This is a genomic window from Phenylobacterium sp. LjRoot219, from assembly GCF_964252995.1.
Classification (GTDB): Bacteria; Pseudomonadota; Alphaproteobacteria; order Caulobacterales; family Caulobacteraceae; genus Phenylobacterium.
This window is the reverse complement of the sequence record NZ_CAXUQI020000001.1, coordinates 2,183,227-2,205,861: the sequence shown is the minus strand read 5'-3', so window position 1 is coordinate 2,205,861 and position 22,635 is coordinate 2,183,227. Positions and strand designations below refer to the sequence as shown.

At 69.7% G+C, this 22,635-nt stretch carries 22 protein-coding genes; 11 read left to right on the top strand and 11 right to left on the bottom strand.

Annotated elements, in window-relative coordinates:
* Nucleotides 1–53 precede the first annotated feature (53 nt).
* The 3 genes from ACSQ14_RS10820 to purM all read right to left on the bottom strand — a co-directional run bounded on the left by ACSQ14_RS10820 (nt 54) and on the right by purM (nt 2,249).
* Nucleotides 54–458 (bottom strand): hypothetical protein, encoded by a 405-nt coding sequence (locus ACSQ14_RS10820; RefSeq protein WP_436012534.1) that lies wholly within the window; start codon nt 456–458, stop codon nt 54–56.
* A gap of 135 nt (nt 459–593) precedes the next feature.
* On the bottom strand, nt 594–1,016 hold the full coding sequence (locus tag ACSQ14_RS10815) for a VOC family protein (RefSeq protein WP_436012532.1): 423 nt from the start codon (nt 1,014–1,016) through the stop codon (nt 594–596).
* A gap of 204 nt (nt 1,017–1,220) precedes the next feature.
* Nucleotides 1,221–2,249: a phosphoribosylformylglycinamidine cyclo-ligase gene (gene purM, locus ACSQ14_RS10810; RefSeq protein WP_436012530.1), complete on the bottom strand. Its 1,029-nt coding sequence runs from the start codon at nt 2,247–2,249 to the stop codon at nt 1,221–1,223.
* Nucleotides 2,250–2,336: 87 nt separating this feature from the next.
* On the opposite strand from purM, the gene rnd reads away from it, so the two are divergent.
* Entirely contained in the window at nt 2,337–3,512 is a 1,176-nt protein-coding gene (gene rnd, locus ACSQ14_RS10805; protein ID WP_436012528.1) for a ribonuclease D, read from the top strand.
* Between the two features lie 413 nt (nt 3,513–3,925).
* Here the strand turns inward: rnd and ACSQ14_RS10800 are convergent, their stop codons facing one another.
* The 5 genes from ACSQ14_RS10800 to ACSQ14_RS10780 all read right to left on the bottom strand — a co-directional run bounded on the left by ACSQ14_RS10800 (nt 3,926) and on the right by ACSQ14_RS10780 (nt 10,219).
* On the bottom strand, nt 3,926–5,422 hold the full coding sequence (locus ACSQ14_RS10800; protein ID WP_436012526.1) for a Ppx/GppA phosphatase family protein: 1,497 nt from the start codon (nt 5,420–5,422) through the stop codon (nt 3,926–3,928).
* The gene (locus ACSQ14_RS10795) at nt 5,403–7,604 is read right to left on the bottom strand and encodes an RNA degradosome polyphosphate kinase (RefSeq protein ID WP_436012524.1); all 2,202 of its coding nucleotides are present in this window, start codon (nt 7,602–7,604) and stop codon (nt 5,403–5,405) included. Before ACSQ14_RS10795 ends, ACSQ14_RS10800 begins: the two co-directional genes overlap by 20 nt.
* A gap of 67 nt (nt 7,605–7,671) precedes the next feature.
* Nucleotides 7,672–8,334, bottom strand: a complete 663-nt coding sequence (locus ACSQ14_RS10790; protein ID WP_436012522.1) for a chromosomal replication initiator DnaA — start codon at nt 8,332–8,334, stop codon at nt 7,672–7,674.
* 128 nt (nt 8,335–8,462) lie between these two features.
* Nucleotides 8,463–9,227: an arginyltransferase gene (locus tag ACSQ14_RS10785; protein WP_436012520.1), complete on the bottom strand. Its 765-nt coding sequence runs from the start codon at nt 9,225–9,227 to the stop codon at nt 8,463–8,465.
* Nucleotides 9,228–9,310: 83 nt separating this feature from the next.
* Nucleotides 9,311–10,219 carry a flagellar motor protein MotB gene (locus tag ACSQ14_RS10780; RefSeq protein ID WP_436012518.1) on the bottom strand — a complete coding sequence of 303 codons (909 nt, stop codon included), beginning with the start codon at nt 10,217–10,219 and terminating at the stop codon, nt 9,311–9,313.
* 90 nt (nt 10,220–10,309) lie between these two features.
* Between ACSQ14_RS10780 and ACSQ14_RS10775 the strand changes: the two genes are divergently transcribed.
* Both ACSQ14_RS10775 and ACSQ14_RS10770 read left to right on the top strand, forming a co-directional pair.
* Nucleotides 10,310–11,167, top strand: coding sequence for an NAD(P)-dependent oxidoreductase (locus ACSQ14_RS10775; protein WP_436012516.1), 858 nt, complete (start codon nt 10,310–10,312; stop codon nt 11,165–11,167).
* On the top strand, nt 11,168–11,647 hold the full coding sequence (locus ACSQ14_RS10770; RefSeq protein WP_436012514.1) for a GNAT family N-acetyltransferase: 480 nt from the start codon (nt 11,168–11,170) through the stop codon (nt 11,645–11,647).
* A gap of 70 nt (nt 11,648–11,717) precedes the next feature.
* Here ACSQ14_RS10770 and ACSQ14_RS10765 read toward each other — a convergent pair whose 3' ends face one another.
* Complete coding sequence (locus tag ACSQ14_RS10765; RefSeq protein WP_436012512.1) at nt 11,718–12,173, bottom strand: MarR family winged helix-turn-helix transcriptional regulator; 456 nt, start codon at nt 12,171–12,173, stop codon at nt 11,718–11,720.
* Nucleotides 12,174–12,242: 69 nt separating this feature from the next.
* Between ACSQ14_RS10765 and ACSQ14_RS10760 the strand changes: the two genes are divergently transcribed.
* Entirely contained in the window at nt 12,243–12,521 is a 279-nt protein-coding gene (locus ACSQ14_RS10760) for a hypothetical protein (RefSeq protein WP_436012510.1), read from the top strand.
* Between the two features lie 3 nt (nt 12,522–12,524).
* Entirely contained in the window at nt 12,525–13,382 is an 858-nt protein-coding gene (locus ACSQ14_RS10755; protein ID WP_436015401.1) for a PLP-dependent aminotransferase family protein, read from the top strand.
* 142 nt (nt 13,383–13,524) lie between these two features.
* Here ACSQ14_RS10755 and hemB read toward each other — a convergent pair whose 3' ends face one another.
* Nucleotides 13,525–14,535 (bottom strand): porphobilinogen synthase, encoded by a 1,011-nt coding sequence (hemB, locus tag ACSQ14_RS10750; RefSeq protein WP_436012508.1) that lies wholly within the window; start codon nt 14,533–14,535, stop codon nt 13,525–13,527.
* Between the two features lie 80 nt (nt 14,536–14,615).
* Here hemB and ACSQ14_RS10745 point away from each other — a divergent pair, with 80 nt between their 5' ends.
* The 3 genes from ACSQ14_RS10745 to hemA all read left to right on the top strand — a co-directional run bounded on the left by ACSQ14_RS10745 (nt 14,616) and on the right by hemA (nt 18,231).
* The gene (locus ACSQ14_RS10745; protein ID WP_436012506.1) at nt 14,616–15,755 is read left to right on the top strand and encodes an acyl-CoA dehydrogenase family protein; all 1,140 of its coding nucleotides are present in this window, start codon (nt 14,616–14,618) and stop codon (nt 15,753–15,755) included.
* 11 nt (nt 15,756–15,766) lie between these two features.
* Entirely contained in the window at nt 15,767–16,816 is a 1,050-nt protein-coding gene (locus ACSQ14_RS10740; protein ID WP_436012504.1) for an enoyl-CoA hydratase/isomerase family protein, read from the top strand.
* A gap of 182 nt (nt 16,817–16,998) precedes the next feature.
* Complete coding sequence (gene hemA, locus ACSQ14_RS10735; protein WP_436011926.1) at nt 16,999–18,231, top strand: 5-aminolevulinate synthase; 1,233 nt, start codon at nt 16,999–17,001, stop codon at nt 18,229–18,231.
* 208 nt (nt 18,232–18,439) lie between these two features.
* On the opposite strand, the gene ACSQ14_RS10730 is transcribed toward hemA, so the two are convergent.
* On the bottom strand, nt 18,440–18,736 hold the full coding sequence (locus tag ACSQ14_RS10730; RefSeq protein ID WP_436012502.1) for a hypothetical protein: 297 nt from the start codon (nt 18,734–18,736) through the stop codon (nt 18,440–18,442).
* 244 nt (nt 18,737–18,980) lie between these two features.
* On the opposite strand from ACSQ14_RS10730, the gene ACSQ14_RS10725 reads away from it, so the two are divergent.
* The 3 genes from ACSQ14_RS10725 to ACSQ14_RS10715 all read left to right on the top strand — a co-directional run bounded on the left by ACSQ14_RS10725 (nt 18,981) and on the right by ACSQ14_RS10715 (nt 22,598).
* Entirely contained in the window at nt 18,981–19,547 is a 567-nt protein-coding gene (locus ACSQ14_RS10725) for an ANTAR domain-containing response regulator (RefSeq protein ID WP_436012500.1), read from the top strand.
* On the top strand, nt 19,544–20,653 hold the full coding sequence (locus ACSQ14_RS10720) for a CmpA/NrtA family ABC transporter substrate-binding protein (protein ID WP_436012498.1): 1,110 nt from the start codon (nt 19,544–19,546) through the stop codon (nt 20,651–20,653). The genes ACSQ14_RS10725 and ACSQ14_RS10720 overlap by 4 nt, the downstream gene beginning before the upstream one ends.
* Before the next feature lie 514 nt (nt 20,654–21,167).
* Nucleotides 21,168–22,598 (top strand): alginate export family protein, encoded by a 1,431-nt coding sequence (locus tag ACSQ14_RS10715; protein ID WP_436012496.1) that lies wholly within the window; start codon nt 21,168–21,170, stop codon nt 22,596–22,598.
* Nucleotides 22,599–22,635 lie beyond the last annotated feature (37 nt).

Here is a 22,635-nt window from a genome sequence, read left to right as displayed (position 1 = left end):
CCGATCAAGAGAAGCCCCGGTCTCGCAAGAGCCGGGGCTTTTTCTTTTGGGATTCAGGCCGCCGGCGCGGCGTCGCCGTGCCATTGGGCGGCGGTCACCTCGGCGCCGAGGGTCTGGCATTGCCGCAGGTTGTCCATCAGCTGCGGGTAGAGCGGGTCGCTCTCGGGAAAGCTGCCGGGCTCCCAGGCGGCCGAGGCGCTGGGCGTGGCGTCGCCCATCACCAGGAACGGTCGGCGGGCCTGGCCGGGAACGGCGTAGGCGCCGCAGAGCACCCGCAGCGACTCGCCGGCCTTGAGCACCCGCAGATCTGAGATCCGCAGGTCTTTGGGCTGCGCCTTCCACTGGACGAAGAAGTCGACGAACAGCGACGGCAGCGGGTCCGGCCGCAGCGCGTTGGCGGGGACGGCGGCGAGCGCGACGGTAAGGGCGGCGGCGACGGCGGGAATGTGGCAATGCATGTGGCGACACTGCGGCCGATTTGCGGCACGATTCAACTCACGGTGGAGTGAGGTGTGCAACCACGGCGTCGTTCTCGGGAAAATTCGCGCGGAAAGCGAGCGCGCCGACCGCTGACGATCGGCGCGCTCGGTCGATTACAGGCCGAAGGTGACGTGGCCCGCTGCGTCGATCGTCCAGGCGGGGTTCCAGGCGATCTCCCAGGCGTGGCCGTCGGGATCGGCGACGTAGCCGCGGTAGCCGCCATGCGACGGTGCGTCGCCGGGGCGCAGCACCCGGCCGCCGGCGGCCGCGAGCTTGTCGATCAGGTGGTCGACCGCCTCGGCCGAGGCGACATTGTGCGCCAGGGCGACGGCGCCGGGCGCGACCGCGCCGGGGCGCTGCATGTCGTTCTGCAACTCCTGGATCAGCCAGGTTCCCAGGACCAGGCCGTTCATCTGGAAGAAGATGACTTCGCTGTTCTCGAAGACCGGCGACCAGCGGAAGCCGCCGACGTAGAAGCCCTTGGAGCGCTCCAGCTCGTGAACGCCGAGGGTGATGACCGAGATCTGTTGCTGCATGTTGCACGTCCTCTGTCGCGCCCGCGCACCATGCGCTGACGCTTGAAGGCCGTGGGACTCGGCGTCGGGCCACGATTGCGACCGGGCGCCGGACAGACCCGCGAGCAGCGCGGGGGCTGGGCTAACCACACCAGCCTGCCTTTTTCGACAGGCTGGAGGATAGCAGACCGGGCGCGCCGGACCAGCCGACGCGCCCGGAAGGCCTCAGGCGGCCTTGGCCAGTTCGCCGATCACGAAGGCGTCCTCGCCGGCGCGAACCAGGCCCTCGAGCACGTCGGGCAGGTCGTGGGTGTCGACGATCAGCACCAGGCCGACGCCGCAGTTGAAGGTGCGGCGCATCTCGTGCTCGGAGACCCCGCCGGTCTCCTGCAGCCACTGGAACACCGGCGGCAGCTCCCAGGCGCTCCAGTCGAAGCGGGCCTCGAGGCCTTCGGCGATGGCGCGCGGCGGATTTTCGATCAGCCCACCGCCGGTGATGTGCGCCAGGCCCTCGACGCGGCCGGCCTTCAGGTGCGGCAGGACGGTTTTCACATAGATGCGGGTCGGCGCGAGCAGCGCCTCGGCGAGGCTCTTGCCCGGCTCGAACGGCGCCTCGACGTCCCAGCCGAGGCCGGAGCGCTCGACGATGCGGCGGACCAGCGAATAACCGTTGGAGTGCGGGCCGGACGAGCCCAGGCCGATCAGGATGTCGCCCGGCTTCTGGGCGCCGAGCTTCGGCAGCACCTTGTCGCGGTCGACCGCGCCGACGCAGAAGCCGGCCATGTCGTAGTCGCCCGGCGCGTACATGCCGGGCATCTCCGCGGTCTCGCCGCCAACCAGGGCGCAGCCCGCCTGGCGGCAGCCTTCGGCGATGCCGGCGACGACCGTCGCGGCGGCGTCGACGTCGAGCTTGCCGGTGGCGAAATAGTCCAGGAACATCAGCGGCTCGGCGCCCTGGGCCAGCAGGTCGTTGACGCACATGCCGACGAGGTCGATGCCGACCGTCTCATGGCGGCCGGTCTCGATGGCGACCTTCAGCTTGGTGCCGACGCCGTCGGTGGTCGTGACCAGCAGCGGATCGTCGTAGCCGGCCGCCTTAAGGTCGAAGAGCGCGCCGAAACCGCCCAGCGAGACCTCCGTGCCGGGGCGGCGCGTGGCCTTGGCCAGCGGCTTGATCCGTTCGACGAGCGCATTGCCCGCGTCGATGTCCACGCCCGCCTGGGCGTAGGTGAGACCATTGGGCCGATCGGACATTGAGGTAACGCCTTCAACGAAATAAAGGATCGCGCGCACACAACGGGCCCTTGCAGACTCGGGCGCGCGCGGGGCTATAGCTAATCGATGACGCCGATCACCACCACCGCGGAACTCGCGGGGTTTTGCGAGAAGATCAAAGGCCAGCCGTTTGTCGCCGTGGACACCGAGTTCATGCGCGAGACAACCTACTGGCCGAAGCTCTGTCTGATCCAGGCGGCCGCGCCCAATGCGCACGCCGTCATCGACCCCCTGGCCGATGGGATCGACCTTGAGCCCTTTCTCGCAATCCTGCGCGACGAATCGATCCTGAAGGTGTTCCACGCCGCCCGGCAGGACGTGGAAATCTTCAATAATCTGCAGGCCATGCCGCGGCCGCTGTTCGACACCCAGGTGGCGGGCATGGCGGCCGGGTTCGGCGAGCAGATCGCCTATGACGCCCTGGTGCGCCAGATGCTGAAGATCGAGCTCGACAAGTCGAGCCGGTTCACCGACTGGGCGCGCCGGCCGCTGTCGGACAATCAGCTCACCTACGCCCTGGCCGACGTGACCCATCTGGCCGACCTCTATCCGCGACTGCGCGAGCGGCTCGAGCGGGAAGGGCGGCTGGCCTGGGTGACCGACGAGATGGCGGGGCTGACCGATCCGGCCAACTACGACGTCGATCCGGAGAACGCCTGGCGGCGGCTGCGCCCGCGCCGGCACACCGCCAAGTACCTCGCGGTCTACAAGTCCGTGGCGGCCTGGCGCGAACGCACCGCGCAGCTGCGCGATCAGCCGCGCGGCCGCATCCTGAAGGACGAGGCGATCGACGAGGTCGCCACCCAGGCGCCGACCGACGCCGACGGCCTCGACCGCCTGCGCTCGGTGCCGAAGGGCTTTTCGGGCTCGCGCTTCGGCCCGGACCTGCTGGCCGCGGTGCGCGAGGCGCTGAAGGATCCCGAGGGCTACGCCCCGGTGATCGACCGGGCCAAGACCCAGGCTTCGCCGGCCGCCGGGGCCGTGGTCGAATTGCTCAAGGTGCTGCTGAAGGCGCGGGCGGAAGAAGCGGGCGTCGCCTCCAAGCTGATCGCCACGGTGGCCGACCTGGAGCAGATCGCCAACGACGACGAAGCCGCGACGCCGGCGCTGAAGGGCTGGCGCCGCGACGCTTTCGGCGAGGACGCGCTGAAGCTGAAGCGCGGCGAACTGGCCCTGGTTCTGGACGGCGCGCGCGTGCGGGTCGTCGAGGTGCGCCGCGCGCCGAAGGCCGCGGTGAACTGACGCGCGCCATCTCATTTGCTGCGTCCGGGTTAACGCGGCCGCGATCTGCTGGTGAAAACCTAAGTCGCGGCCGTCGTTGCGGTTTTTGTGATCGCCCCCAGGGCGTCCACCGGTCTTGCACAGGTTTGCCCACAGATCCTGCCGCCTGACGTAACGCCGGTCTCTTGCCGCCGCGGCGCATTGGATCAACCTTCCGCCGGCAACGAGGGCTGCGGCGCGGCGCACCGGTATCGGGCGTCAAGCGGGCAGACGGTTCCGGCGGCTGGAGGGCTCGGGGCGACCAGCGCCTTCCGGTTCGCAGGGGATCGCGGACGGCGTGGCGCTTCGGCGCCAGCCGACGTCCGGCTCGGTGTGCAGATCTTCCCAACGGATCTGGTGAAGGCGGCGTCCGGTTTCCGGCGCCGCCTTTTGTCCTAGGCCGGCTCGAGCCGCAGCCGCAGCGCTGCTGCGAGCGTCTGGGCGCGCTTGGCGGTCTGTTCGCCGAGCAGCATGTCCTCCCAGCCGGGCTTGGCCTTCAACCGCAGCCGGTCGCCGTCGATCGACAGCGTCGCCTGGGAGAGCAGTTGCGCGTTGCGGCCGGACAGGTCGCAGCCCAGCCGCACCGCCGCGCCGAGCGCGCGGGCGCGTTGCCGCCGCTCAGGCGTCAGCAGGCGGTTGACCGTCGCGGCGTCCGGCGTGGTCGCCGCCGCCGAATGGCGCGAGAACGCGGCGCAGGCGAGGAAGGCCCGCTCGGCGTGGTTCATGCCGGGAATGGGCGCGCGCAGCACCTCTTCGAAGGCGATGTCGGCGCGATGGTCCGGGTGCAGCCGCGCGCCGATGTCGGCCAGGCGGCAGGCGGCGGCGGTCAGCACGGCGTCGCGGCCGCCGAACACCGGCGGCAGTTGGGCGAACACCGGCGCCAGCCACGCTTCCAGCGCCGCGCCGAGATCCAGCGAGAGGCCGCGTACGGCGGTCAGCGCCTCGCAGCCCTCGAGCAACGGGTCGCGGGCGCGCACCTCGGGGTCCATCGCCTCCAGCAGCAGGCCCTCGCGCACGCCGTAGGCGGAGATCACCACCCGCTCGATGCCGAGGCGTTCGATCAGCGCCTCCAGCACCAGGGCGGCGTAGGGCAGGGTGTCGAAGCGCTTTTTCGACAGCCCCTGGATGCGCTCCAGCGAGGACTTCGACAGCCGCTCGACGAAGCGCGCGACCTCCATCGCGTCGGCCCGGCTCATTTCGTACTGATGCGCCACCCGCAGCGGATAGTTGGCCATCTCCATGTGCAGCAGCGCGAGGTTGCGCCACGCGCCGCCCACCGCATGGAAGTTGCGGGCACGGAACCGGCCGCTGACCGGGCCGAGCTCGGCCTCGATGGCGCGCCGCGTGCGGTCGATGTCGAGGGCGCGGGGCGCGCCGAGCGCAAACGGGCCGAGCGCCAGGGTCGCGCCGTCCTGCGGCGCGCCGTCGGTCAGACGCACCAGCTCCAGGCTCGAGCCGCCCAGGTCGCCGACCACGCCCTCGGCGCTTGGGTCGCCGGCCAGAACGCCGAGCGCCGCATAGCGCGCCTCTTCCTCGCCGGACAGCACGCGCACGGTCAGGCCGGTTTCGTCCTTCACGCGGCGCAGGAAGGTCTGGCCGTCGGCGGCCTCGCGCACCGCCGCGGTGGCCGCCGCGGTGATGTCGTCGCCCTCCCAGCCGTTCAGCAGGGCGCGGAAGCGGTGCAGGGCGCTCATCGCCACCTCCACCCCATTGGTGGAGAGGCGGCCGGTGACCGGCAGGTCGCGGCCGAGCCCGGCCAGCGCCTTCTCGTTGAAGATGGTCCAGATCGCCCGGCCCTCGACCCGGTAGATCACCAGGCGGACGGAGTTCGATCCGAGGTCGATGACGGCGGCCTGCCGCGCCTCCGGGCGACTAGCTGCGCGGAGCCACATCTTCGATCGCGCGCGGCATGTCCTTCACCCTTTGGCCTCGTCCCGACAGGCTGGGATTGGTCATGAAATACTCATGCGCCGAAAAGGCGTCCGGATGGTCCCAGGCCGGGTCCCGCGTATAGCGGCCCTCGCTGTCCAGGGTCCAGCTTTGAGCTTCGTCACGCAGGTTGGCCACCATGATCTGATTGAGAACCTGCCGATGCACCGTCGGGTTCTCGATCGGCGTCAGCGCCTCGACCCGGCGGTCGAGGTTGCGCGGCATCCAGTCGGCCGAGGAGATGAACAGCCGCGCCTCCGACGAGGGCAGCGCCGCGCCGTTGGCGAAGGCGACGATCCGGCCGTGCTCCAGGTAGCGGCCGATGATGCTCTTCACCTGGATGTTCTCGGACAGGCCGGCGACGCCCGGGCGCAGGCAGCAGATGCCGCGGATCACCAGCCGGATGTCCACGCCGGCCCGGCTGGCGTCGTACAGCGCGTCGATGATCTGCGGGTCGACCAGCGAGTTCATCTTCGCCCAGATGCCGGCGGGCTTGCCCTCCCGGGCGTGCTCGGCCTCGCGGGCGATCAGCGTCAGCAGGTCGCGCTTCATGGTCACTGGCGAGAAGGACAGCTTCTCCAGCCGGTCGGGCTGGGCGTAGCCGGTGACGAAGTTGAACAGGCGGGTGGAGTCGCGGCCCATCGCCGGATCGGTCGTGAACAGCGACAGGTCGGTGTAAATCCGCGCCGTGATCGGGTGGTAGTTGCCGGTGCCGAAGTGGCAGTAGGTGCGCAGGGAATCGCCTTCGCGCCGGACCACCGTCGAGAGCTTGGCGTGGGTCTTGTACTCGACGAAGCCGAAGACGACGTGGACGCCGGCCCGCTCCAGGTCGCGCGCCCACTTGAGGTTGGCCTCCTCGTCGAAGCGGGCCTTGATCTCGACCACGGCGGTGACGTTCTTGCCCATGTCGGCCGCCTCGATCAGGGCGGCGACGATCGGGCTGTCCTTGGACGTGCGGTACAGCGTCTGCTTGATCGCCAGCACATTGGGGTCGCGCGCGGCCTGGCGCACGAACTGCACCACCACGTCGAAGCTCTCGAACGGGTGGTGGACCAGGATGTCCTTCTCGCGGATCGCCGCGAAGCAGTCGCCGCCGTGGTCGCGGATCCGCTCGGGGAAGCGCGGTTCGAACGGCTTGAACTTCAGCTCCGGCCGGTCGGGCGGGATCAGCTGCGACAGCTCGTCGAGGCCCAGCAGGCCGTCGATCAGGATGATGTCCTCGGGCTGGGCGTGCAGGTTCCCGCTGATGAAGCCGCGCAGCTCCTCCGGCATGGCGGCTTCGATCTCGACGCGGACCACCGAACCCATGCGCCGCTGCTTGAGCATGGCCTCGAACTCGCGGACCAGGTCCTCGGCTTCTTCCTCGATCTCCACGTCGGAGTCGCGGATCAGCCGGAACACGCCCTGGCCCTCGACCTCGCAGCCGGGGAACAGGTGGTCGAGGAACAGGACCAGGAAGCCTTCCAGCGACAGGAAGCGGCGCTCAGCCTTGCGCCGGCCGGCGCGCGGCAGCTCCCAGAACCGCGCCACCTGAGCCGGGATCGGCACCAGGGCGTAGAGCAGCCGCCCGTCGCTGTGGCGCTTCAGCTTCAGCACCAGCGAGAAGGCCAGGTTCGGGATGAACGGGAACGGGTGCGCCGGGTCGATGGCCAGCGGCGTCAGCACCGGGAACAGCTGGGCGGCGAACACCTCCTCCAGCGACGCCTTCTCCCGCTCGGTGACCTCGCCCGGGCTGACCAGCCGCAGCCCTTCGGAGGCGAGTTCGCTGTACAGCTGGCGCCAGCGCAGCTGCTGGTCGCCCATCAGGTCGGCGGCCTCGGCGTTGACCCGCTCGAGCTGCTCCGCCGGCGTGAGCCCGTCCTGGCTGAGCACGCGCACGCCTTCGCGCACCTGCGCCTTCAGGCCGGCGACCCGGACCATGTAGAATTCGTCGAGGTTGTTGGCGGAGATCGCCAGGAAGCGCAGCCGCTCCAGCAGCGGATGGCGCGGGTTCTTGCTCTCGGCCAGGACGCGGCGGTTGAACGACAGCCAGGAAAGCTCGCGATTGAAGAACCGCTCCGGCGAGCGGGCCAGGGCCGCGGGGTCATCGCTCGTCGCGCGCTCGGCGACGGGGGAGTCCGAGGCGATGGGCGCGACAAAAGTCATCGAGGAAGCTCCGTTAGCCCCGGCCTGGATCCGCTAGTGAACCGCTCGTTCCGTGGGCTGGCAATCTTCACTCGAAAAGATCAAGGTTTTGAGACTCGTCCTCAAGCACCGTTCGCGCCAGCAGCCGCGAAATCGGTCCTTCGGCCGCCTCGTCCATCCGCCGAACCACCTCCTCGGCCTCGGGAATGGAGCGCGCCATGCGCTGCAGCAGATAGGGGAAGACCTGTTCCGGCGGTCGGATGCTGCGCGCGCGGAAGAACTTCCGCAGCACGCCCTCCAGCACCACGTCGTCCGGCGCCTCGATCTCGGCGACGAACAGGGCGTTCAGCCGCGAGCGCAGGTCCGGCAACTCGGCGGCCCAGGCCGTCGGCCGGGCGCGCGCGGTCATCAGCAGGCCGCCGCCGTCGCGGGCGGCGAGGTTGATCAGGTGGAACAGGGCCTCGGCCGGAACGCCTTGGTCGACGTCCTCCAGCAGCACTGGCCGGCCGTCGGCGAGGGCCAGGTCCGGGGCTTCGCGCGCCAGCCCCGCCGCGCCGGTCTCAGCCGCCCAGGCCCGCGCCAGGTGAGTCTTGCCGACGCCTTCCGGGCCGACCAGCACCAGGCAGCCGCCTGGCCAGCGCGGCCAGCTGTCGAGCGCCGCCACCGCCGCGCCATTGGAGGCGCCGACGATGAACTCGTCGCGCGTATGGCGCGCGGGGCGTTGAAGCCTCAGGCGAAGCTGCTGGGTCATGCGCCGGATGCGAGGAGAACGGTCACCGTGGCAATCTAGGGGGCGGACCCGCGGCGCGCCACCGCGCCCGCGCGGCTGTCCCCGGCATTCACAGGCAGAGCTCGCGGTTCGGAGCGCCTATAGGGCGGTCAGCCTTCCGGCGGCGGCTTGAAGTCGCGGCTGGCCATCAGGCTCCAGCCCTCCGGCTTCAGAAGCTCGATCGGCGAGAAGCGGACCTTGTAGTCCATCTTCTCCGAGCCCCGGACCCAATAGCCCAGATAGACGTAGGGCAGGTTGGTCAGGCTGGCCTGGATGATGTGGTCGAGGATGATGAAGGAGCCGAGGCTGCGCCGCCGCTGCGTCGGGTCGTAGAAGCTGTAGACCAGCGACAGCCCGTCGCCCATCAGGTCGACCAGGGCGCAGGCGATCAGCTGGCCGGGGCCGCCGTCCTTCGACTTCATTCGGTATTCGATGATGTGCGTGCGGACCGCCGTGTCCTCGACCATGGCGACGTAGTCCGGCCAGGTCATCTCGGCCATGCCGCCGTCGGCGTGACGCACCGTCAGGTAGCGCCGGAGCAGGTCGAACTGCTCCATCGTCGCCTCGGCCTCGACCAGGTGGCGCTCGAGGTCGTCGTTGCGGTTGAGCACCTTCCGCTCGGAGCGGCCGAACACATAATCCAGCGCCGGCAACCGTGCGGAGATGCAGGCGTTGCAGGCCTCGCATGCCGGGCGATAGGCGATGTTCTGCGACCGGCGGAAGCCCACCTGGGTGAGGCTGTCGTTGACCGTCGCCCCGTCGGTCAGCGGCAGGTGGGCGAAGACTTTCCGCTCGAAGCGATCAGGCAGATAGGGGCAGGGAGACGGCGCAGTCAGGAAGAACCTGAGCTGTCTTGTCGCAAAATGCTGCGTCACGGACTGCGGCCGCCTTTAACCCTGTTCGCCTTGATTAGGGGGCATGCGGGGCGCTTGCGCAAGGCGGATCGCAAGGCTCCAGATCAGAGAGCCGGCGACGGCGGAAGCACCGGCGCCTCACGCAACAACACGATGGCGATCCGGCGGTTGCCGGGCAGCATCGGATCATCCGGATACAGCGGTTCGGAGGTCGCTTTCCCCGCCACTTGATAGATTCGATCGCGATCTACGCCGGCGCTCTGCAGGATCCGTCGCGAGGCGTCGGCGCGGGACGCCGACAGGGTCCAGTCGCCCTCGGCCTTGGCTCCGCCGGGGCTGGCGCTGGTGTGGCCGTAGATGCTGATGCGGTTCGGCAGCTGATTGATCACCTTGGTGATGGCGCGCAGCAGCAGCTTGGCGCGGTCGTTCGGCTGGCTCGAGCCCTCGGTGAACATCGAGCGGCCTTCCTGGTCGACCAGCTGGATGCGCAGGCCTTCCGGCGTCTGATCGATGATGATGTTCTTCGACAGCTCCGCCAGCTCCGGCATGTCCTGCAGCGCCTGGCGCAGCGATTGGGCGGCGGAGGCGAAGGCGGCGTCGTCGCGCCGCTTGAGCGCCTCGCGCAGCGATTCGGTGGAGGTGTCCTCGCTGACCGCGGCCTTGGCGCCTTCGGTGCTGCGGCCTTCGTCGGGGTCGCGCGCCTGTGGCGACAGCTCCTCGATCACCGAACTGGTGCCGGCGGCCTTGGCCCCGTCGGAGCCGAGCGCGGTGCCGGCCAGAATGCCGCCGGAGCCGGAGGTGGAATCCGAGACGCTGGCCGGGGCGAAGTAGTCGGCGATGCCGCGCTTCTGCTCCGGCGAGGTGGTGTTGATCAGCCACATCAGGAGGAAGAAGGCCATCATGGCGGTGACGAAGTCCGCGTAGGCGACCTTCCAGGCGCCCCCGTGGTGGCCGTCGCCGCCGCCCTTCTTGATCTTCTTGATGACGATCGTCTGCTCGCCGCCGACGGCCATGGTTTACCCTGTTCTAGGCTGGTAGAGGGCAGGGTGCGCGCGCGGCCGTTAAGATGGCGTGTGCGTGGGGACGAGCGGAGATCTGTGGCGATGAAGCTGGCGTTCGCAGGGCTGGGCGTGATGGGCTTTCCGATGGCGGGACACCTCGCCCGGGCCGGCCATGAGGTGGTGGTCTACAACCGCAGCCCCGAGAAGGCCGCACGCTGGGTCGAGACCTATGGCGGCCGGGCCGCGCCGACCGTCGCGGAGGCTGCGCGGGAGGCCGAGGTGTTCCTGCTCTGCGTCGGCGCAGACGACGACGTGCGCACGGTGGTGACCGAGGCGCTGACCGCGCTGCCGGCGAACGCCGTGGTGGTCGACCACACCACCACTTCGGCGGTGGTGGCGCGCGAGATGGCCGAAAAGGCCGCCGAAGGCGGCCGCGCCTTCGTCGATGCGCCGGTCTCCGGCGGACAGGCCGGCGCCGAGAACGGTCAGCTGACGATCATGTGCGGTGCTGACCCGGGTGTGTTCGCGCGGGTGCAAAGCGTGCTCGAGGTCTACGCCAAGGCCCTGCGGCTGATGGGCGGGGTCGGCTCTGGCCAGCTGACCAAGATGGTCAACCAGATCTGCATCGCCGGCGTCGTCCAGGGCCTGGCCGAGGCGCTGCACTTCAGCAAGCGCGCCGGCCTCGACCCGCAGGCCGTCTACGAGGCGATCTCCAAGGGCGCGGCGCAGTCCTGGCAGATGGACAACCGCTGGAAGACCATGAGCGAGGACAAGTTCGACTTCGGCTTCGCCGTGGACTGGATGCGCAAGGACCTGGGCCTAGTGCTCGACGAGGCGGCGCGCAACGGCGCGGCGCTGGACATGACCCGGCTGGTCGACGGCTTCTACGGCGAAGTTCAGCAGCTGGGCGGGTCGCGCTGGGACACCTCCAGCCTGGTGGCGCGGCTGGAGAAGCCCTGAATGGTCGAGCTGCGCACCGCGCGGCTGACCCTGGGGCCGGTGGTCGAGAGCGACGCGGCGTTCGTGCTGGCGCTGCTCAACGATCCGGGCTGGATCCGCAACATCGGCGACCGCGGCGTCCGCTCGCTGGACGACGCCCGGACCTATATTCGCGAGCGGTTCGGCCAGAGCCTCTGGCTGATCGTGCGCGACGCCGCCGGCGAGCCGCTCGGCATGTGCGGCCTGATCGAGCGCGAGGTGCTCGACAGCCCGGATCTCGGCTACGCCTTCCTCGATCGGCATTCCGGCCAGGGCTACGCCACTGAGGCGGCGGCCGCGGTGCTCCGGCATGTGCGTGAGGTGATCCGCCTGCCGAAGCTCGCGGCCATCACCGACCCGGACAACCGTGCCTCGCAGCGGGTGCTGGAGAAGCTCGGCTTCCGCTATGTGGACACCCGCGAACTGCCGGGGATGGGGACGAGCGCTTACTTCCTGGCCTAGGCGCTGAACGCCCCCTCAGTCCGCTTCGCGGATAGCTCCACCACGGAACGGGGGGAGGTGGATCGCGCCGTCAGGCGTGAGACGGAGGGGGCGTTTCGCCGCTCGCCAGCTCGCCCATCACCTGCCGCCAGCCGGCCTCCTGATCGACGCCGGCGCGCTCGAAGGCGGTCTGCAGGTGGCGCATCTGGGCGCCGGTGAGCTCGGCTTCCAGCCGCTGACCCTCGGCGGTCAGCCGCAGGTTCTTCATCCGCCGGTCGCTCGGGTCGGCCACGGCGCTGACTAGGTTCATCTCGATCAGCTGGCGGAGCGGCGCGTTCAGCGCCTGCTTGCTGACCGCCAGCAGGTCGAGCAGCCCGCGGACCGAGACGTCCGGCCGCCGGCCGATGAAGTAGAGGATCCGGTGGTGGACCCGTCCCAGGCCGCGGCGCTCGAGAATGCGGTCGGGCCGGTCGGTGAAGCCGCGATAGGCGAAGTAGATCAGCTCGATCGCGCCGCGCAGCTCGTCCTGGCGTTTTTGGTCAACCATATTGACGTGATAGGCGCCCCCGCTTAACAAGTCGATAGGTCAATGATCTTGACGTTATGCGAGGAGCCCATGGCGCGCCTGTCGACCCGAACCCGCGATCTGCACGCCTCGCCGGTGCGCGAGATGCTGGAGGTGGCGCTGCGCCCGGAGGTGATCTCCTTCGCCGGCGGGCTGCCGTCGCCGGAGACCTTCGCCGGTCTTGAGACCCCGCAGGCCCCGCGGGCGCTGATGCAGTACGGCCCGACCGAGGGCGAGCCGGAGCTGCGCGCCCGCATCGCCGAGGAGCTGCGCGCGCTCGGCGTCGATGCTGCGCCCGAGCGGGTGCTGGTGCTCTCGGGCTCGCAGTAGGGCATCGATCTGGCCGCCAAGCTGGTCGTCGACGCCGGCGCGGCGATCGCCGTCGAGCAACCGGCCTATCTCGCGGCGCTGCAGGTCTTCCGCTTCTTCGGCGCCCGCTTCGAGATCCTCGACCGGGCGCAGCCAGGCGGCGGCTGGGCCACCGAGGCGCCGCGGCTGGCCTACGTTACGCCGACCTTCCAGAACCCCAGCGGCCTCTGCTGGACCGGCGACGAGCGTCAGGCGCTGGCCGACGCCTGCGACCGGCATGACGTCATCCTGTTCGAGGACGATCCCTATCGCGACCTGGTCTATGAGCCGTGCGAGCGACGTCCGGCGGTGGCGGGCCTCAAACAGGCCTCGTGGATCTACCAGAGCTCGTTCTCCAAGACCGTGGCGCCGGGGCTGCGGCTCGGCTTTCTCGCCGCCTCAGAGGACCTGTTTCCCCTGCTGGTCCGGCTGAAGCAGGCGGCCGACCTGCACACCAATCGGCTCAGCCAGTGGATGGTGCTGCAGTACCTCGCCGCGCCCGACCGCGCGGCGCGGATGGCCCAGGTGGTGGAGTCTTATCGCCAGAAGCGCGACGCCTTCGATGCGGCGCTGCGGCGGCACCTGGGGGACGTCGCCGACTGGCGTTCGCCGCCGGGCGGGCTGTTCTTCTGGGTGACGCTGCGTGGCGGCCTGGACTCCCAGGCGCTGCTGCGCCGCGCGCTCGAGCGCAATGTGTTGTTCACCCCCGGCGGCCATTTCCTGGCTGAGGGCGGCGCGAGCTCGGCCATGCGGCTCAACTTCAGCCTGGCCGCGCCGGAGGCGGCCGAGCGCGGGCTGGCGATCCTCGGCGAACTGCTGCGCGAACAGCGCGCGGCGGCCTGACAAACCCCGCTCTCCCGGCGAAGGCTGGGATCCAGGTCCAGCCTGAGCGCTGGCACGCGAAACCGCGAGGGGCGGGACGCCTGCCTCTCGGCGCCCTTCATCTGGGTCCCGGCCATCGCCGGGATGAGCGGGTGTTTTGAGCCTAAGCCCCCAGCAGCCGCGCCGCGCGGGGCGCGAAATAGGTGATCACGCCGGCGCAGCCGGCGCGCTTGAAAGCGCTCAGCGACTCCAGGATCGCGCGCTCCTCGTCGAGCCAGCCGTTCTGGGCGGCGGCCATCAGCATCGCGTACTCGCCGGACACCTGGTAGGCGAAGGTCGGGACCTGGAACGCCTCGACGACGTCGCGGACGATGTCGAGATAGGGCAGGCCGGGCTTGACCATGACCATGTCGGCGCCCTCAGCGAGGTCGAGGGCCACCTCGCGCAGCGCCTCCTGCCGGTTGGCCGGGTCCATCTGATAGGTCTTCTTGTCGGCCGGCGCGCCGCCGGTCCCGAGCTTGCCCGAACCGATCGCGTCCCGGTACGGACCGTAGAAGGCCGAGGCGTACTTGGCCGCATAGGACATGATCATCACCTCGGTCAGGCCCTCGGCCTCCAGCGCCTGGCGCAGGACGCCGCAGCGGCCGTCCATCATGTCCGAGGGCGCGAGGATGTCGCAGCCGGCCTTGGCCTGCATCAGCGCCTGTTCGACCAGCCGCTCGATGGTCGCCTCGTTGTGGATGCGGCCGTCGCGGATGATTCCGTCGTGGCCGTGGTCGGTGAACGGATCGAGCGCCACGTCGCACATGATCCCGACCTCGGGGGCGGCGTCCTTCATGGTCTTCACCGCCCGCGCGATCAGCCCGTTCGGGTCGTTCGCCTGCGAGCCGGTCGCGTCCTTCTTGGCCCCGTCGATGTGCGGGAAGACGGCGATCGCCGGGATGCCCAGCGCGCGGGCTTCCTTGGCCGCCGCGGCGACGTCCGTCAGCGACAGCCGCGAGACCCCGGGCATCGAGGCCACCGGGACCTGGCCCTCGCCCTCATGCACCACCATCGACCAGATCAGGTCGGAGGGCGCGAGCGCGGTCTCGCGGACCAGGCGGCGAATCCAGTCGGCCTGGCGCAGCCGGCGCAGGCGCAGAGCGGGGTAGGCGGCGAGGGGGGCTTTGCTCATGGCGGCGTGGTGAACCTTCCCAGGAGGCGGTGCAAGAGTTCCTTGTTGACAGGCCGGAACCGTCGCATCAGTGCGGCGCAATGGATTTCAATCTCACCGAAGATCAGCGCGCGATCCAGGACATGGCGCGCGGTTTCGCCGCGAGCGAGCTGGCGCCGCATTCGGCGCATTGGGACGAGGACAAGGTCTTCCCGGTCGAGGCGCTGCGCGCAGCCGCGGCCCTGGGACTGGCCGGGATCTACATCGGCGAGGACGTCGGCGGCTCGGGCCTTGGCCGGATGGAGGCGCAGATCGTCTTCGAGGAGCTGTCCTACGGCGACGTGGCGACGGCAGCCTTCCTGTCGATCCACAACATGGCCGGCTGGATGATCGACCGGTTCGGTTCCGAGGAGCTGCGCCAGCGGTTCCTGCCGAGCCTGACCAGCATGGAGCGGATCGCCAGCTACTGCCTGACCGAGCCGGGCGCCGGCTCCGACGCCGGCTCGCTGGCGACCAAAGCGGTGAAGGACGGCGACGGCTACGTGCTGAACGGCTCGAAGGCCTTCATCTCCGGCGGCGGCGTCTCGGACGTCTATGTGGTGATGGCCCGCACCGGCGGTCCGGGGCCGAAGGGCATCTCGGCCTTCGTGGTCGAGAAGGGGACGCCGGGGCTGTCCTACGGCGCCCAGGAAAAGAAGATGGGCTGGAACGCCCAGCCGACCGCCCAGGTCAACTTCGACGACTGCCGCATCCCCGAGGCCAACCGCATCGGCGCCGAGGGCGATGGCTTCAAGTTCGCCATGGCCGGGCTCGACGGCGGCCGCGTCAACATCGCTTCCTGCTCGCTGGGCGGGGCGCGGTTCGCGCTCGACACCGCCAAGGCCTATCTCGAGACCCGCAAGCAGTTCGGCCAGCCGCTGAAGGACAATCAGGGCCTGCAGTGGCGGCTGGCCGACATGGCCACCGAACTCGACGCGGCCCAGCTGATGGTGCGCCGCGCGGCCTTCGCGATGGACAGCAAGGCGCCCGAGGCGACCAAGCACTGCGCCATGGCCAAGCGGTTCGCCACCGACATCGGCTTCGAGGTCGCCAACCAGGCGCTGCAGCTGCACGGCGGCTACGGCTATCTGAAGGACTATCCGCTGGAGCGGATTGTGCGCGACCTGCGCGTCCACCAGATCCTCGAAGGCACCAACGAGATCATGCGCGTGATCATCGCGCGCGAGCTGTTCCGGCAATAAGCGAGGCTGACGTGAGCGAAGCGGAGATCCTGGTCCGCGTCGAAGGCAAGGTCGGGCGGCTGACGCTCAACCGCCCGAAGGCGCTGCATTCGCTGACCCTGAACATGTGCCAGCTGATGACCGACGCCCTGCTGGCCTGGCAGGACGATCCGGCGGTCGAGCTGGTGATGATCGACCATTCCGGCGAGCGCGGCTTCTGCGCCGGCGGCGACATCCGGGTGCTCTACGACAGCGCCGGCGGCGACGGGCGCGCGGCGCGCGAGTTCTTCTTCGTCGAGTACCGGCTCAACGAGCTGATGGTCCGCTACAAGAAGCCGATCGCCGCCTTCATCGACGGCGTCGTCATGGGCGGCGGGGTCGGCATCTCCATGCCGGCGACCTACCGGGTCGCGACCGAGCGGACCACCTACGCCATGCCGGAGACCGGCATCGGCCTGTTCCCGGACGTCGGCGGCGGCTGGTGGCTGCCGCGGATGCCCGACCACATCGGCATCTGGCTGGCGCTGACCGGCGCGCGCATCAAGGCCGCCGACTGCGAGCTGGTCGGGGTGGCGACCGACTTTGTCGAGAGCGCCCGGCTGGAGGAGCTGAAGGCCGCCATCGTCGCCGAGCCGGCGGCGGTCGAGCGCCTGCTGACCGAGTTCGAGGGCGACGCCGGCCGACCGCCGCTGGCCGCGCACCAGGACGAGATCGCCAAGATGTTCTCGCAAGGCAGCGTCGAGGCGATCGTCGCGACGCTGAAAGCCGCCGACAGCGACTGGGCGCGCCAGCAGCTGGAGGTGCTGGCCACCAAGTCGCCGCAGACCGTCAAGGTCGCCTTCCGGCAGCTGCAGCTGGGCGCGCAGTTCAAGTCCTTCGCTGAGAACATGGAGCTGGAGTACCGCATCGCCTGCCGGGTGACGCGTCGGCCGGACTTCATCGAGGGCGTCCGCGCGGTGATCGTCGAGAAGGACAATGCGCCGCGCTGGAATCCGCCGACCCTGGAAGAGGTGAGCGAAGGGCTGCTGGACGAGATCTTCGCCCCGCTGCCGCCAAGCGAAGTCTGGTCGCCGCTGCCTTGAGGCGATAAGCTTCGGAAAGCTGAAATAGGTCTGGGGCGAAACGCGAGCCGGACTCCAGCGGCGTCGGCGTCGGCCGCGCTTATGGACAACGTCGGCGCACGGTGCGAAAAGCCCCGCAATTGCATGGGAATCCCGCTGCGAGCGCGATAGTCGAACGCTCCGGCGCGGATCGCATAGGTCGGATGGATTACAGAGACGCATTCCGGGTTGCGCTGGACCAGGTCCGCAGCGAAGGCCGCTATCGGGTGTTCGCCGACCTGAAGCGTCACCGCGGTGAGTTTCCGCGGGCGACCTGGACCAAGGCCGACGGGACGACCCAGGAGGTCGTGGTCTGGTGCTCCAACGACTATCTCGGGCAGGGCCAGAACCCGGTGGTGCTGGACGCCATGACCCAGGCGCTGGCGGAAGCCGGGGCCGGCTCCGGCGGCACCCGCAACATCTCCGGCACCACCCGCTACCACGTCGAGCTGGAGGCCGAGCTGGCCGACCTGCACGGCAAGGAAGCGGCGCTGCTGTTCACCTCCGGCTACGTCTCCAACGAGGCGACGCTGTCGACGCTGTACAAGATCCTGCCGGGGCTGATCGTCTTCTCCGACGCGCTGAACCACAACTCGATGATCAGCGGCATCCGCGCCGGCGCGAAGGCGCAGCGCAAGGTGTTCCGCCACAACGACCTGGCGCACCTCGAGGAGCTGCTGGCCGAGGCCCCGGCCGATGCGCCGAAGCTGATCGCCTTCGAGAGCGTCTATTCGATGGACGGCGACATCGCCGACATCGCCGGCACGGTGGCGCTGGCCAAGAAGTACGGGGCGCTGACCTACATCGACGAGGTGCACGCGGTCGGCATGTACGGCCCGCGCGGGGCCGGCGTCGCCGAGCGCGACGGCGTGATGGACCAGATCGACATCGTCGAGGGCACGCTCGGCAAGGCGATCGGGGTGATGGGCGGCTACATCGCCGCCGACGCGGTGATCATCGACGCGATCCGCAGCTACGCCGACGGCTTCATCTTCACCACCTCGCTGCCGCCGGCGCTGGCGGCCGGCGCGGCGGCCTCGATCCGCTGGCTGAAAGAGCACGACGAGGTGCGCCAGGCGCACCAGGCGCGCGCCGCGGCGCTGAAGGCCCGGCTGGTCCAGGCCGGGCTGCCGGTGATGGAGTCCTCGGTCAGCCACATCGTCCCGGTGCTGGTCGGCGACGCTACCCACTGCAAGCTGATCAGCGACATCCTGCTGGCCGACCACGGGATCTACGTGCAGCCGATCAACTATCCGACGGTGCCGAAGGGCGGCGAGCGGCTGCGCTTCACGCCATCGCCGGCGCACACCGATGCGATGATCGACGACCTGGCCCGGGCGATGGAAAAGCTCTGGGCCCACTGCAACATCAAGCGCATGGGCGGCATCGCCGCCTGAAGATGCTCCCCCTCAGGGGGAGCTCCCGCGAAGCGGGTGAGGGGGTTCACACCCCCGGTGTTGCGGCCTTCAACCCCCTCCGGCCTTTGGCCACCTCCCCCTAACGGGGGAGGACCGCACGGGAAAAGAAAATCCCGGCCTTCCGCGCGCGCGAAAGGCCGGGATGGCAGGCGAGGAGAGGGGGAGGATCCCCGCCCAGATGGCGCGCCTAGTAGCGATAGCCGGAGTACGGCCGCTCGTAGCGCGACGAGTAGTAGTGGTCGCGGTGATGGCGGTGGCGGCGGTTGTCGTAGCGGTCCCACTGGTCCGGGCGGCCGTCGCGGTCGCGGTCGCGGTTCCATTCCACCCGATCCGGCACGCCGTCGCGGTCGCTGTCGCGGCGGTAGCTGCGGCGGTCATGGTAGCCGTCGCGGTAGCCGCCATGGTGGTCATACGGGTGGGCCATCGCCGCGCCGCCGACCAAGGCAGCGCCGAGCGCCAGGGCGGGCAAGAGAAGCTTTTTCATCTGCGGTCTCCTCAGGTGTCCAGCGCAGCCTAGGCGGGCGTGCCTGAACGTCCCCGGGCGCAGGTGTTCATCGGGGGTTCAGCCGCAGTGCAGCTTCCGGACGGATCCGGCGGCGCCTGCTGCGCAAATATTCAGCTGGGCGCCTATTATTTGCGCTCATTGGTGCAGCTGCGCGTTGGCGTGCTGAGAGGCCTCGGCGTATCGTCGGTACCTGCGCTTAGTCGGCCCCAGTATGCGAGTCTTGGTGGTTGATCCCGATCCTGCCCGCGCGGCCCTGGTCGTCGAGGGCCTGGCTGGCGTGCACCCGCTCGAGGTGCGCCAGGCGACGGTGTTCGACGAGCACGAGGCGGCGGTGTTCGAGCCCGATGTCGTGGTGGTCGCCGCCGACAGCCCGGACCGGGACACCCTGGAGAGCCTGCAGGACGCCAGCGTCAACAACCCGCGGCCGGTGGTGATGTTCGTCGACCGCTCGGAGCCGGGCGTGGCCGAGGCCGCCGTGCGGGCCGGGGTCGCCGCCTACATCGTCGATGGCCTGGCGCCCAACCGGGTGCGGGCGATTCTCGAGGTGGCGATGAGCCGCTTTCGACTGATGCACCAGCTGAGGCAGGATTTGGAAAAGGCCAAGGCCGACCTGGCGTCGCGCAAGACGGTCGAACGGGCCAAGGCGCTGCTCATGAAGGAGCGCGGGCTCGAAGAGGAGCAGGCCTACAAACTGCTCCGCAAGCTGTCGATGGACACGGGACGGCCGCTGGGGGCGGTGGCGGCCGACCTGCTGGCGTTCGCAGGCGTGTTGAAGGGGGACGGAGCGTGAGCGGGGCGGGCGAACTCAAGCTGGGCTTCGTGCCGCTGAACGATGCGGCGCCGCTGATCGTGGCGCAGGAGCGAGGCTTCTTCGACGCCGAGGGGGTGGACGTCCGGCTGAGCCGCGAGGTCTCGTGGGCGACGGTGCGCGACAAGGTGGCCGCCGGCGCGCTGGACGGGGCCCACATGCTGGCGCCGATCGCCTTGGCGACGACCTTGGGCATGGGCGGCGATCCGCAGCCGATGATCGCGCCGATGGCGTTGAACCGCAGCGGCGCGGCCTTCGCGCTGTCGCGCCGGCTGACCGCGGGGATGGAGCCGGGCGAATCGCGGCAGGCGGGCCTTGCGCGGCTGATCGCCCAACGGCGCGCGCAGGGCGAGCCGCCGCTCGTGTTCGCCGTGGTGTTCACCTATTCGACGCACAGCTACCTGCTGCGCTACTGGCTGGCCGAGGCCGGGATCGATCCGGACCATGACGTGCGGATCACCGTGGCGCCGCCGTCGCGCATGGCCAGCAAGCTCGCGGCCGGCGAACTCGACGGGTTCTGCGCCGGCGAGCCCTGGAGCGCGGTGGCCGAGGACGAGGGGCTGGGCGAGGTCGCCTTCCGCGCCTTCGACATCTGGCGCGACGGGCCGGAAAAGATCCTCGGCGTCACCGCCGAGTGGGCGCGACGCCATCCCGACACGTTGCAGGCGCTGCTGCGCGCCCTGCTGAAGGCTGCAGCCTGGGCCGACGAGGCGGACAATCGCCCGGAACTGGCCGAACTGCTCGCCCGACCGGACCATATCGGCGCGCCGGCGGCCAGCATCGTCCGCTCGCTGCCGACCACCACCTTCCATCGCGACGCCGCCAATGCGCCGTTGCCGGTGCAGGCGGGCTGGCTGCTCAGCCAGATGATGCGCTGGGGTCAGGCGCCGCGCGACCTGGACGTTGCGGCGGTGGCCGCGCAGGTCTACCGGCTGGATCTGTACAATCAGGCGGCCGCCGACCTGGGCTGGCCGCAGGCCGCCGCGCCGGAGGCCGCGACAGGGTTCGCCGACGGCCGCACCTTCCGGCTGGGCGACGCCCAGGCCTACGCCGCGAGCTTCACGCTCGGCCGTCTCGCCCGCGCTTAGCGCGGCGCCACTTCCTTTTTCCGCTTCGGGTCTCTCCTGCAGCCTGCCTTTGCGGCGCTGCAGCGGAGATCGCGCGCGCTGAAAGCGGCCGTCCGACTCGCCAGGACGGCTTTCGGCGTCCGCTTGAATTGTGACCACGCCGATTCCGAAGGCTCGCCGATGCGTAATTATTGCGCGTTCTGGGGCGGGTGGGCTGGCCGTGTGCGCCGCCATTCGGGTTTCTGAAGTCGGGTTTCTGCGCGCAATTTGTGCGGCGCCAGGAAGGTGGGCGCCCCCAGGCTGAGCAATTCCAACGCATAGCAGCGGTTTTGGTGTTGCAGCTGCGATGGTGCGTTGCAGCGCAAGCGGCGGCGTGGCGGCATCGCCTCGCGATCGCGGGGCAACGTCGTCCCGCAACCGTCAGCACACAAAGGCCTTCGGCGCGCCGTGAGCGCCGAGATCATTCGGACACCGGCGTCCGCACGGGGCTCAAAAGCCCCGGCGGGCGCTTTTTTTTGGCTTGGGGGATAGAGCCTTGAATCGATTGAAGACCGCGCTCGTGGCGAGCGCAGCCGGGGCCGCGCTGGCCTGGGGGGGCCTGGCCCAGGCGCAGACCACCGACCTGTCGCCGGCGCCGGCGAGCGAAGCCGTGCCGGGGGCCGCGGACGGGTTCGAGGAGGGCGCCGCGCCCGCGCCGACCGCTGCGGAACCGGCGGCGCCGGAGCCCATGGCCGCCCCGGTGGCGGCGCCGACGATCAGCGAGGCGATCGCCGCCGGCCGGCTGCTGCTCGAGGTGCGTGCCCGCTACGAGTTCGTCGACCAGAAGAAGACCGCGGTGCTCACCAAGAACGCCGAGGCCCCCACGGTGCGCACCCGGCTGGGCTGGGAGACCGCGGAGTGGAACGGCCTGCGCGGGCTGATCGAGTTCGAGGACGTCCGGCTGTGGGGGCCGGAGCGCTACGCCGTGAACGTGCCCGGCGCGACGACGCCGCCGCTGAACGGCGCCGACAAGGCCAAGTTTCCGCTGGTCAACGATCCGAAGGTGACTGAGCTCAACCGGCTGCAGCTCAGCTGGACGCCGAGCGCGATGCTGAGCGCCACGCTCGGCCGCCAGCGCATCCTGATCGACGACCAGCGCTTCATCGGCAACGTCGGCTGGCGCCAGGACGAGCAGACCTTCGACGCCCTGCGGCTCGACACCGCGTGGCAGCGCTTCAAGTTCACCTACGCCTATGTCAACCACGTCAACCGGATCCTCGGCGAGGAGAAGGACTGGAACTCTGACAGCCACCTGGCGAACCTGACCTGGTCCTACGCCGAGCAACTGCGGTTGCAGGGCTTCGTCTACGCGCTGGACTTCGACAACTCTCGGCAGAACACCTCGATCACCTACGGGGCCAAGGCCTCGGGCAAGGCCTGGATCGGCCTCTACCAGCTGGCCTACAACGCCACCTACGCGCGGCAGAGCGACTGGCGCCACAACACCGAGAAGTACGACCTCGACTACTGGGGCGGCGACCTCACCGGCACCTTCGACATCTACAGCGCCAAGGTCTCCTACGAGCACCTCGAGGGGAACGGCTTCCGCGGCTTCACCACGCCGCTGGCCACCACCCACGCCTTCCAGGGCTGGGCTGACGCCTTCGTCCAGCCGCTCGGCGGCAACAAGGGGTTCGTCGACGGGCTGAAAGACTTCAACGTCACCTTCAACGCCAAGCCGCGCTTCAAGCGGACCTACTTCTTCAACACCGACATCATCGTTCGCTACCACTGGTTCGAGGACCAGCGGACCGGCGCGAGCCTCGGTCGCGAGCTCGACGCCCAGGTCCAGGCCGCCATCACCCCGAAGCTGACCGTGGCGCTGAAGTACGCCGACTTCGAACGCGACAACGTGGTGCCGGTGGGCACCGCCACCCCGCCGCCGGCCCGCACCAAGTTCTGGTTCACGCTCGAATACAAGCTGTGAACCCCGTCCAACAACGCATTCAATCTGCAGGATAATC

Bases quoted from the DNA above. Each gene is read 5' to 3' on its own strand.
- rnd (WP_436012528.1), top strand. From the start codon at position 2,337: ATGACGCCGATCACCACCACCGCGGAACTCGCGGGGTTTTGCGAGAAG.
- ACSQ14_RS10765 (WP_436012512.1), bottom strand. From the start codon at position 12,173: ATGGTTGACCAAAAACGCCAGGACGAGCTGCGCGGCGCGATCGAGCTG.
- hemA (WP_436011926.1), top strand. From the start codon at position 16,999: ATGGATTACAGAGACGCATTCCGGGTTGCGCTGGACCAGGTCCGCAGC.
- ACSQ14_RS10745 (WP_436012506.1), top strand. From the start codon at position 14,616: ATGGATTTCAATCTCACCGAAGATCAGCGCGCGATCCAGGACATGGCG.
- ACSQ14_RS10780 (WP_436012518.1), bottom strand. From the start codon at position 10,219: ATGGCCGTCGGCGGCGAGCAGACGATCGTCATCAAGAAGATCAAGAAG.
- ACSQ14_RS10790 (WP_436012522.1), bottom strand. From the start codon at position 8,334: ATGACCCAGCAGCTTCGCCTGAGGCTTCAACGCCCCGCGCGCCATACG.
- ACSQ14_RS10815 (WP_436012532.1), bottom strand. From the start codon at position 1,016: ATGCAGCAACAGATCTCGGTCATCACCCTCGGCGTTCACGAGCTGGAG.
- ACSQ14_RS10770 (WP_436012514.1), top strand. From the start codon at position 11,168: ATGGTCGAGCTGCGCACCGCGCGGCTGACCCTGGGGCCGGTGGTCGAG.
- ACSQ14_RS10730 (WP_436012502.1), bottom strand. From the start codon at position 18,736: ATGAAAAAGCTTCTCTTGCCCGCCCTGGCGCTCGGCGCTGCCTTGGTC.
- ACSQ14_RS10760 (WP_436012510.1), top strand. From the start codon at position 12,243: ATGGCGCGCCTGTCGACCCGAACCCGCGATCTGCACGCCTCGCCGGTG.
- hemB (WP_436012508.1), bottom strand. From the start codon at position 14,535: ATGAGCAAAGCCCCCCTCGCCGCCTACCCCGCTCTGCGCCTGCGCCGG.
- ACSQ14_RS10775 (WP_436012516.1), top strand. From the start codon at position 10,310: ATGAAGCTGGCGTTCGCAGGGCTGGGCGTGATGGGCTTTCCGATGGCG.
- ACSQ14_RS10800 (WP_436012526.1), bottom strand. From the start codon at position 5,422: ATGTGGCTCCGCGCAGCTAGTCGCCCGGAGGCGCGGCAGGCCGCCGTC.
- purM (WP_436012530.1), bottom strand. From the start codon at position 2,249: ATGTCCGATCGGCCCAATGGTCTCACCTACGCCCAGGCGGGCGTGGAC.
- ACSQ14_RS10795 (WP_436012524.1), bottom strand. From the start codon at position 7,604: ATGACTTTTGTCGCGCCCATCGCCTCGGACTCCCCCGTCGCCGAGCGC.
- ACSQ14_RS10820 (WP_436012534.1), bottom strand. From the start codon at position 458: ATGCATTGCCACATTCCCGCCGTCGCCGCCGCCCTTACCGTCGCGCTC.